10 protein-coding genes and 1 other RNA gene are annotated in these 9,011 nt (G+C 41.6%); 8 read left to right on the top strand and 3 right to left on the bottom strand.

Translation table 11 applies throughout. The features are described from left to right. The first annotated feature begins 140 nt into the window (after positions 1–140). Both smpB and ssrA read left to right on the top strand, forming a co-directional pair. The gene (smpB, locus tag PHF79_03165) at positions 141–587 is read left to right on the top strand and encodes an SsrA-binding protein SmpB (protein ID MDD5318788.1); all 447 of its coding nucleotides are present in this window, start codon (positions 141–143) and stop codon (positions 585–587) included. Between the two features lie 143 nt (positions 588–730). Further along, positions 731–1,164: a transfer-messenger RNA gene (gene ssrA / locus PHF79_03170) on the top strand. Positions 1,165–1,304: 140 nt separating this feature from the next. On the opposite strand, the gene PHF79_03175 is transcribed toward ssrA, so the two are convergent. After that, positions 1,305–2,033, bottom strand: coding sequence for a hypothetical protein (locus PHF79_03175; GenBank protein ID MDD5318789.1), 729 nt, complete (start codon positions 2,031–2,033; stop codon positions 1,305–1,307). Positions 2,034–2,618: 585 nt separating this feature from the next. Here PHF79_03175 and PHF79_03180 point away from each other — a divergent pair. After that, on the top strand, positions 2,619–2,864 hold the full coding sequence (locus tag PHF79_03180; GenBank protein MDD5318790.1) for a hypothetical protein: 246 nt from the start codon (positions 2,619–2,621) through the stop codon (positions 2,862–2,864). A gap of 415 nt (positions 2,865–3,279) precedes the next feature. Here PHF79_03180 and PHF79_03185 read toward each other — a convergent pair whose 3' ends face one another. Continuing rightward, positions 3,280–3,933, bottom strand: a complete 654-nt coding sequence (locus PHF79_03185) for a phosphatase PAP2-related protein (GenBank protein MDD5318791.1) — start codon at positions 3,931–3,933, stop codon at positions 3,280–3,282. 39 nt (positions 3,934–3,972) lie between these two features. Here PHF79_03185 and PHF79_03190 point away from each other — a divergent pair, with 39 nt between their 5' ends. Genes PHF79_03190 through PHF79_03210 form a run of 5 tightly spaced genes read left to right on the top strand, consistent with a single transcriptional unit; the run spans position 3,973 to position 8,128 of the window. Next, the gene (locus tag PHF79_03190) at positions 3,973–4,542 is read left to right on the top strand and encodes an RNA polymerase sigma factor (GenBank protein ID MDD5318792.1); all 570 of its coding nucleotides are present in this window, start codon (positions 3,973–3,975) and stop codon (positions 4,540–4,542) included. After that, complete coding sequence (locus tag PHF79_03195) at positions 4,526–5,224, top strand: hypothetical protein (protein MDD5318793.1); 699 nt, start codon at positions 4,526–4,528, stop codon at positions 5,222–5,224. The genes PHF79_03190 and PHF79_03195 overlap by 17 nt, the downstream gene beginning before the upstream one ends. A 53-nt stretch (positions 5,225–5,277) precedes the next feature. Continuing rightward, entirely contained in the window at positions 5,278–6,027 is a 750-nt protein-coding gene (locus tag PHF79_03200) for an FAD:protein FMN transferase (protein MDD5318794.1), read from the top strand. Then, a complete protein-coding gene (locus tag PHF79_03205; GenBank protein MDD5318795.1) occupies positions 6,024–6,596 on the top strand; it encodes an FMN-binding protein in 573 nt (190 codons plus the stop codon). Before PHF79_03200 ends, PHF79_03205 begins: the two co-directional genes overlap by 4 nt. A 14-nt stretch (positions 6,597–6,610) precedes the next feature. Continuing rightward, entirely contained in the window at positions 6,611–8,128 is a 1,518-nt protein-coding gene (locus PHF79_03210; GenBank protein MDD5318796.1) for an RnfABCDGE type electron transport complex subunit D, read from the top strand. A gap of 375 nt (positions 8,129–8,503) precedes the next feature. Here the strand turns inward: PHF79_03210 and PHF79_03215 are convergent, their stop codons facing one another. Next, positions 8,504–8,842, bottom strand: a complete 339-nt coding sequence (locus PHF79_03215) for a hypothetical protein (GenBank protein ID MDD5318797.1) — start codon at positions 8,840–8,842, stop codon at positions 8,504–8,506. Positions 8,843–9,011 lie beyond the last annotated feature (169 nt).

Raw genomic sequence — 9,011 nt, forward strand, 5'->3', positions numbered from 1 at the left:
TTCCGAAGATTCCAAAGCTGACAAGGAGGGTGACGATCGCCCTCTGGGGCGATCCCAACAGGAATCTCAGGTATCTGTTCATCTGCCTAATATAATAGCATAACTATGTTTTAAAGTCAATATATGATATTATGGCTAATATGAGCCTGATAAAAAACGCCAAAGTCACTTTTGATTATGAAATTCTCGAGACCTATACTGCAGGTATCGAGCTTGTTGGGGTGGAAGTGAAAAGTGTGCGTGCTGGACGCGGTTCCCTCAAAGGAGCACATGTGACTATCCGCGGCGGCGAAGCGTATCTCATAGATGCCGAGATCCCCGCGTTTCAACCCAAAAACGCGCCCAAAGATTTTGACCCGCTTCGCCGCCGCACCCTCCTTTTGCACAAAAAAGAGCTTGAGAAACTGGCTCAAAGTGAAAACACTAAAGGCTTTACAATAGTACCCATCTCAATGTACAGTAAAGGCCGTTTCATCAAGATAGACATTGCTATTGCCCGCGGTAAAAAGAAATACGACAAACGTGAGAGCATCAAAAAGCGTGAATCCTCGCGTGAAATAAACCGCACCATGAAACGTCATCGATAAGTCAGTATGTATTTTTTGGAACTTTGACAATTTGTTCGGAGACACACCTTTTTAGAGACTTGTGAGCGCGACGGCGCGAGCACGAGGAATTTTTTAGCAAAAAAATATCCGTGCTCTAAAAAGGTGTGTCTCCGAAAATAATTGGGGATGATTGGCCTCGACCGAGAGTGCCCTCTTGTCTGCGCAACGTGGAGTACTCCGGAAACTCCTTAAACTTCCGGGAAACTCTAAGTGCTAAAAACTTAGTAGGGGCTGTTTCTCCGTATTTTACGGCGGATCAGTTCTCATTCGCTTTCGTTCGCGCTTAATACCGCCAACCAAACGACATCTCAGCTAGCCATGTCCGACAACTAGCTCTGGTGTAATCTTATCGGACTAGGAATGTCCCGCTCCGCGGCATTTCCAAAATCAAGGAGCTCGGTGTTGTGTGGTTTCGCTTGTTTCCTGCACACAATACTCAAACTGTCATCGACGCAAGTCGATCGGGCGAAAGTCCAACAGAAGAAGCCTGCTAGACGTTGTAGATCCAGTCAAGAACACTTTCGACACCCGGGTTCGATTCCCGGCATCTCCACAAAAATAAAACCCCCGCTTCGTGCGGGGTTGTTTTATTTTTGCTGGAGGCATCCCAGGGAATCGAAAGACGGAGGCGCGACGGCGCCGAGTCGGGGTCGCGCAAAATCTCAGCAGAGATTTATGCGTGACCGATTCCCTTCTTTACATAACAAACTTATCTACATCAATACTTAAGAAATCATAATATTTCTTTTCATTAAGATCATAATGACCGATAAATGATTTGTCTTTCTTTTTTAGTCCTAAAATATTCTTCTGGACAAAATAAACTTGTGACAAAAATGGTTTTCCTGGATATGCAAGAAGTTCCCACTCTTCTTTCCCTTCAATATACGGATTAGCAATTTCAAATTTTCCATATACTGCCAAGTAAGAGAATACAAACTCCTCTAAGAAAAACTGGAGCTGTTTTTCATCTAGTTCCCTTCCAACAAGTTCGGCATCTTTTTTAAGAAGCGCTTGAAACTTTATATCTGTATTATATAAATCTTGAGCCTGTTTCAAAACAGAAAGGAAATCGTTAGAACTTAAACACATTTGAAACCAAGATTGAAAAGTGAAAGCTTTTTCAATCTGAAATTCCATAAAATTTTTTTTGAGAATCTTCTTAATTCCATTCTTGTGATTAACCATTTTTTGGATGAAAGCATTTTTTGTCTCATATGTCTTCTCTTCAAAGTTCATATATAAACCCTCTGTATAGAAAAAATGGATACCAACTTTAGGAGTTTGAACTTTTGAGGTAAAACTTTTAAGGTAGTTCTCATACTCTTGGGGAGATTGTGAGTTATCTATTCTACTCATTGAAATCGGAAACAAGAGTATCCCCCACGTAGCAGGAAGTTTATTGATGTCGTGTAAATCATTCATATTCAAAGCATACCAAAATTAACTTCATTAACATAGTTAACATTCCAGCCTTACAATCCCCTCTCCATTTCGTTTCCAACCTGAGATAACAGCCTCCACCAGTTTGAAGTTTTTTGAAAATAGCCCTCCATAAACAAACCACGGGGAGATTCTGACGCTTCCCAAACAAAAAAAGGGGTTCCTGAAAAAAGGGAAACCCGTGGTCGTTCTGACAAACGACCACGGGCCGGGCCAAGGGCCCTACGTCAGACTGAAACCAAATATGAATCAAATAACCGACGGTATAAACAATGTTAGTACAAAAGAGCCATTATTGCAACTCAGTCTCATTGACGAGGATTTAAGACGACTTTCATATTTTTTAAGCATATCAAAATTAACTTCATTAACATAGTTAACATTCCAACTTTACAAACCTTTCCCTATTTCGTTTCCAACCTGAGATAACAGCCTCCACCAGTTTGAAGACGGAATCGGCATTCCATTTTTCCCAGAGGGAAAAGGCCCGAAAGATTGAATGATTCGTTAGTTGAGGGCGAGACGGTGGCGACACCTTCTCGCCTTTTTTCATGCTACTATAGTGGCATGAAAAAGGAACGAGATGACTTGGACATTCAAACGTTCGTCAAGCCGGGAAAGCACATGGTCATCAAACTGGACGAAGAAGTAGAATATATTATCGATGCCTATGCGGTAGCAGACATTTTGGAGGGTAAAGACAGAATCAAGCTCACGCGCGTAATCGATCGAACGCCTCAAGACATCAGTCTGAGACGGATCAAGTGGGCAATCTGGAAAGAGGGCATTATCGATTATTTGGATGCGAAGTGACTTCGGCATTCTCGGTTCGGTTTTGCAAAACCTGTATCGCCTGTGATACACATTAACTTATATGGGGCACAAACCTTACGGTTTAATATTTTGGATCCATCTCGTTGTAAACTTATCGTTTATATTTTCTTGGATACTTTTTTCGTGGTGGTTAATTATTATTGGAGAAATTCTTCTTCAATTACAATATAAATATTTAAAGGGCTGCATATTGTCCAAAGCTGAGTTTAAAGAAGATATTTCTTGTATTACGTACTACTTGCATAGATGGCATATCACCAATGATCAGAACAAGGGTAAAAATTTTGTTAGAATATGGTTACCGCTAATAGTGATTATCCTATCAATAATATGGCAAGTGGTGCTTGGTTTTAGGCCCATTTTTTTCTAGAAAAAGGATCCTGATTTTATTCATCTAACTCCCCCTCGAAAGCTGATAGTCCTTTAAAAACAAAAACCTGGCGAGTGCGAAAATACTATACGTAATAAAAGGAGCCGCAAAAACATCGATCGAATAGTGAATGTGGCCGAGTAGAACGCTGATACCAAAAACAAAGGAAATAATAAAAAAAGCTTGCCGCCACCTTTTTTCGGGCCAGAAAATGAAAGCCATTAAAAATGGAAAGCCGGTGTGCCCAGAAAAGAAAAAGTCATTGTGGGTATTATAGAGAAAATTGTACAGTCCGTAGCCAAAACTATTTGGATCAAAAACAATTTGGTGAGGATTGGCTCCGAAATGGGTAAGGGTGATAAAAAAAGAGCGAGTCAAAACAAACAAGGCAATCGACTTGATCCCAAAATTAATATATTTTGGCTTGACTAAAAAAAGGACTACAACAATAAGAGTAAAGAGGAGAACTGACTGAATAATGAAAGAATCTATATCCAGACTGGGGATGACATTTAAGAGAATGTCGCTGACAGGCGGCTCCTTGAGCGTCAGGACATAAGTATCAGCTAGTTTCTGAAAAATCAAAGCGCCCAACAGAAATAGAGAGGCTAGACCGAAAGATTTGGCTGTCGCCTTGTCCCAAATCTTTTTATGTCTTTCTGATAAATTTTTCAACATTTTTTGGTAAAATTATAATTGATTGCTATTATAGCAAACATGGATCAACTCTCTACTCAAAAAACCGACGAGGAACTGGCCCTGCTACTCCAACAGGGTCATGAAGAAGCTCTGAGCGTCCTCATAGACCGCTATGATCAAAAGTTGCTACGTTATGGCAGAAAATTTCTTTCAAATTCTGATAATATAGAAGACATCGTCCAGGACGTGTTTATAAAAGTATATCAAAATATCAAAAGTTTCAATTTGAGTCAGCGATTTTCTCCATGGATTTATCGCATTGCCCACAATGCCTTTGTGGATCAGATTCGCAGAAAAGAAAAAGAACCCTTGGCTCTTTTTGACTTTGATACCTTACTTGACCATCATGTAGTCGAAGATCCAGCCGTAGAACAGAAAGAAAAGGAAGAAATGAACGTACTACTCGAGAAAGGTTTGGATAAGCTGAACCCCCTCTATCGAGAAGTCATCGTCCTCCACTATTTTGAAAATCTCGGTTATCAAGAAATTGCGGATGTCCTTCACATCCCTATCGGCACGGTTGGCATCCGCCTAAAGAGAGCCCGTGAAGCCTTAAAAAAACACATACCCTATGAACAACAATTTTAAAAAACAAATTTTTGACAAAATACACAGTCAAGAAATTACTATGTACTCGAAGTTGCACTTTCTCCTTAGATTGGGCGGCCTCATTGTCCTAGCCATTGTCGACTTCTCCTTGCTGGCTTTTGTCTTGAGTTTTGTCTTTTTTAGTATTCATGAAAGCGGGCAACAATTTTTGCTTGGTTTTGGCAATCGTGGCCTTTTCACTTTTCTAGAATTATTTCCTTGGGGAACAATTATTTTTACGATCATCTTGCTATTTATTCTCGAAGGACTAGTTCGTTATTTCAAGTTTGGATACAGACTGCCCCTAATCCGAATCTTTGTCTATGCTCTCATCATCACCGTAGGCTTTAGTTTTTTAGTCACTTTTACACCCCTCCATAGCACCCTACTGAGAAAGGAAGAGCTGGGCGAGCTACCGGTGATTGGAGGAATGTACGAGGCTATTCACGATTCGCACCAGGCTCAAGGGGTGATCCGCGACACGGTTGTATCTATATCAAATCAAAACAATAGTTTTGTGGTCTCACATAATGATAAGGACAAGGACACTGATGATGGTACTTGGATTGTGACTCCTCCACCTGGTTTTGACCTTTCAACCATCTCTATCGGAGCAAAAGTCTACATTGCGGGCAAAATAACTGGAAACACCATAGAAGCCTACGGTATTCGATCGTTTTAAGACTGAAATAAAAGCCTTTTGCCTGCGTACTACAGGCACAGAGCGCAATTTATATGACTGAAACTCGCATTATTATGGGTATGCATATCACCCTTGAGATCGTTGACCCGCAGGTCACCTCTGAAATTTTCGAAGAAATTTTCTCGTATTTCACCTCTGTTGATGCACAGTTTAGTACCTACAAAGACACGAGTGAGATCATGAGGATCAATCGAGGAGAAGTTTCCAAGGACAATTGCAGCTCTCAAATGAAAGAGGTTTTTGCTTTGGCGGAAAAAACCAAAGAACAGACCGTCGGGTTTTTTGATATCAAAAAACCCGACGGGTCACTTGATCCTTCGGGTATTGTAAAAGGTTGGTCAATCCAAAACGCCGCAGACCTTTTGCTAAAAAAAGGTTATAAAAACTTCTATGTTGACGTCGGTGGTGACATTCAGTCTCACGGGCTGAATGGCCAAGGCAAGGAGTGGAGCATCGGCATTCGCCATCCTTTTAAACCTGCCGACATTATCAAAGTAATTTACCCACACCATAAAGGAGTGGCGACGTCTGGCACATCGGTTCGAGGACAACATATTTACAATCCACATATGCCAGAAAAAAAACTCCTCGACATTGTCAGTCTCACCGTCATTGGACCAAATATTCTGGAGGCCGATCGCTTCGCCACTGCCGCTTTTGCCATGGGCAAAGAGGGCATCAATTTCATCGAAAAATTAGTAGGATTTGAAGGTTATGCCATAGATCACACAGGCATGGCCACTATGACCACTAACTTTGAGCATTATACAAAAACCCAATGAAAAACTATCGCACAAATTCCACACCTAATAGAACGGGTAAAAAACTGCTGGTCTCAACCGGGCTTATTCTGGTATCTATTATCTATGCTTTTTTTCAAAGTAACACCTCCCCTTCGAATACTCCCAGCCCTCTAGCCTCAGCAAACGATTCTAGCCCTAGTTTAGCCACAAACCAAACTTCATCTCTACCGCCTCCGAAAAAAACCGTTCTTGCAACTACAGTAAAATCCCCAAAGGTGGTCACTAAAACAAATACGACACCAACAACCCCCGCTCCAAAACCTGCCGGCCAGTACGCAGATGGGACATATACAGGCAGTGCCGCTGATGCTTACTATGGCAACATTCAGGTCCAGGCCGTCATCCAAAATGGGGCGCTTGCTGATGTCATTTTTCTCCAACACCCAAGCGACCGAGGGACTTCGATCCGGATCAACAATTACGCTATGCCCATTCTTAAACAAGAGGCTATCAGTGCTCAAAATGCCAACGTCGATACTGTCTCTGGGGCCAGCGATTCAAGCCAAGCCTTTAGACAATCTCTAGCTTCGGCCCTTGCCCAAGCTTAAACTAGTAAAAATTTATGCTCACCTACGTTGATAATTTTCTGAACAAGATAACCATGTACCGATTGGTGCTCTATTATCTAGTGGGGCTTTTATTGGTTTCTTTAGGTTTTGGTTTTTTGGGAATTTTGCCCTATAGCCCAGAAGCCCTTTTATTTTCTACTTTTTTTATTACTCTAGCTTGTCTGGTTAGTAATTTTATTTTTGCTAAAGCTTTTAGGGTGACTCCAAACAGTGAGTCTGTTTACATCACCGCTTTGATTTTGGCACTTATTATTACTCCCATCACCTCTATAGACTACACGGGTCTTGGTTTTATTATTTTTGCTTCGGCGTGGGCCATGGGTTCTAAATATATTTTTGCTATAGGCAAAAAACATATTTTCAACCCCGCCGCTTTTGGGATTGCTTTGTCGGCTCTTGTGATCGGCCAATCAGCCACTTGGTGGGTAGCGGGAAATCTGGCTCTATTACCCTTTGTGGTAATCGGCGGTCTTTTGATTGTCCGCAAGATTCATCGTTTTGATCTTGTTTGGAGTTTCACTCTTGTTTCGTTTATTACCATTGCTCTCACCTCTTCGTCTCAAAGTTATCTTACACCCATAGTGCAAACTCTCCTTCATTCATCTTTCTTCTTTTTGGCCTTCGTCATGCTCACTGAGCCTTTGACCATGCCGCCTAGCCGAGTCTTGCGCATCCTATATGGAGCCGTAGTGGGATTCCTTTTTGCTCCAAACATTCATATCGGTTCTTATTACTTTACGCCTGAGATTGCCTTGCTTATCGGTAACATTTTCGTCTATTTTGTCAGCCCCAAAGGCCGTTTTATTTTAACCCTCTTAGAAAAAAAGAAAATCGGCGCAGATTTATATGAATTTATTTTTGCCTCTGATCAAGCCTTTTCATTTCGACCCGGTCAATATCTTGAGTGGACTCTGGGACACCGTTTTGCAGACAATCGTGGCAATCGAAGATATTTTACAGTGGCTTCTTCCCCGACAGAGGATGAGGTCCGCCTTGGAGTTAAATTTTATGAGCCCGCTAGTACCTACAAGCGAGCTTTAGGCTTAATGAAAGTAAATGATACGATTTCCGTTTCCCATCTAGCTGGGGATTTTGTTTTGCCAAAAGATAAAAAGAAAAAATTAGTGTTTATAGCTGGCGGAATTGGGGTAACCCCTTTCCGAAGCATGGTGCAATATTTAGTCGACAAAAAAGATAGTCGCACGGCTACATTATTTTATTCCAACAAAACTCTCGATGAAGTTGTGTACAAAGACGTCTTTGATCAGGCTGAAAGAGAAATCGGATTTAAAACCGTCTATGCCCTCACCAACAATCCAACCCAAGTTCCTGGTATGTACAACAGACCGATCAATGCAGCTCTGATTGTTAGTGAAGTCCCAGACTACAAGGAACGAGTCTTTTATATCTCTGGGCCTAGAGGTATGGTCCAAGCCTTCAAAAAAACTCTTAAAGGTCTGGGGGTGCCGTGGTGGAAAATTAAAACAGACTATTTTCCTGGTTTTGCCTAGTTTTTGACTTGTCTTTTTCAGCCTCAAACCTCCTGTCATTCTCCTTCCAGTTGTCCGTCGTATAGGATATAAAGGTCGCATTATAAGCTTTTTAACTACAAATATATGTGGCAACACTGGGTAAACTTCATTTTGGGGCTATGGATCGTACTATCCGGCTATGTTGGCCTTAGTGTGGCAGGTATGGTGACAAACGTGACTCTTGTTGGAGCCGTTATTGCTATTCTTGGTATTTGGGGTGCTCTTGCCGAGCAGTCCTACCATCAAACTCACAGTCACGCATAAGTTTGTAAATTTCTATGTTTTCGGGCCGGTCCGGTCATTTAGTCCAAAACAAAACCCCTCGCATTTAAATGCGAGGGGTTTTGTTTACGGTTATTTCCTCTCAAACCAATTTATTTCTTTACTATCCAACACATTTTCTCCACGCTTTAGCCTGCTGGGAGAAACCTGTTGGGTTTGTTTGGCGATTTCGAGAGCTTCGTCTCTGTCGACAAATCTACCTGTGGTGGTGATAAAACCATCGTGCACCTCGCTATCGATAAAATTTGGCCTGGCCTTTTCAAGTAAAAGAAAAGCTTCGGCGTGGCTGTGAGCGGTAAATAGTTCACCTTCGTATTCTAAAGCCGCAGCGGAGATCGCCTCATTTTTTTCTTGCTCGACGGCTGACACCTCGTCTGATATATCAGCCCATTCTTCGGTATGCTTAAACATGATGATTCTATTATAGCGGAGAAAATAGTCCCGCAATAGCCTACTTAATCTGACACCACATATGCGACTTTAGTAGAATTGGGGAATGAGACATTCAATACGAAAGATACTGCAAACATTAAAAGGATGTAACGGAAGTTGTACAAGAGCAGCAAGGAAGTTAGGAATA

This window comes from Candidatus Paceibacterota bacterium (assembly GCA_028714275.1).
Taxonomy (GTDB): Bacteria; Patescibacteriota; Minisyncoccia; order Phycocordibacterales; family CAINVO01; genus CAINVO01.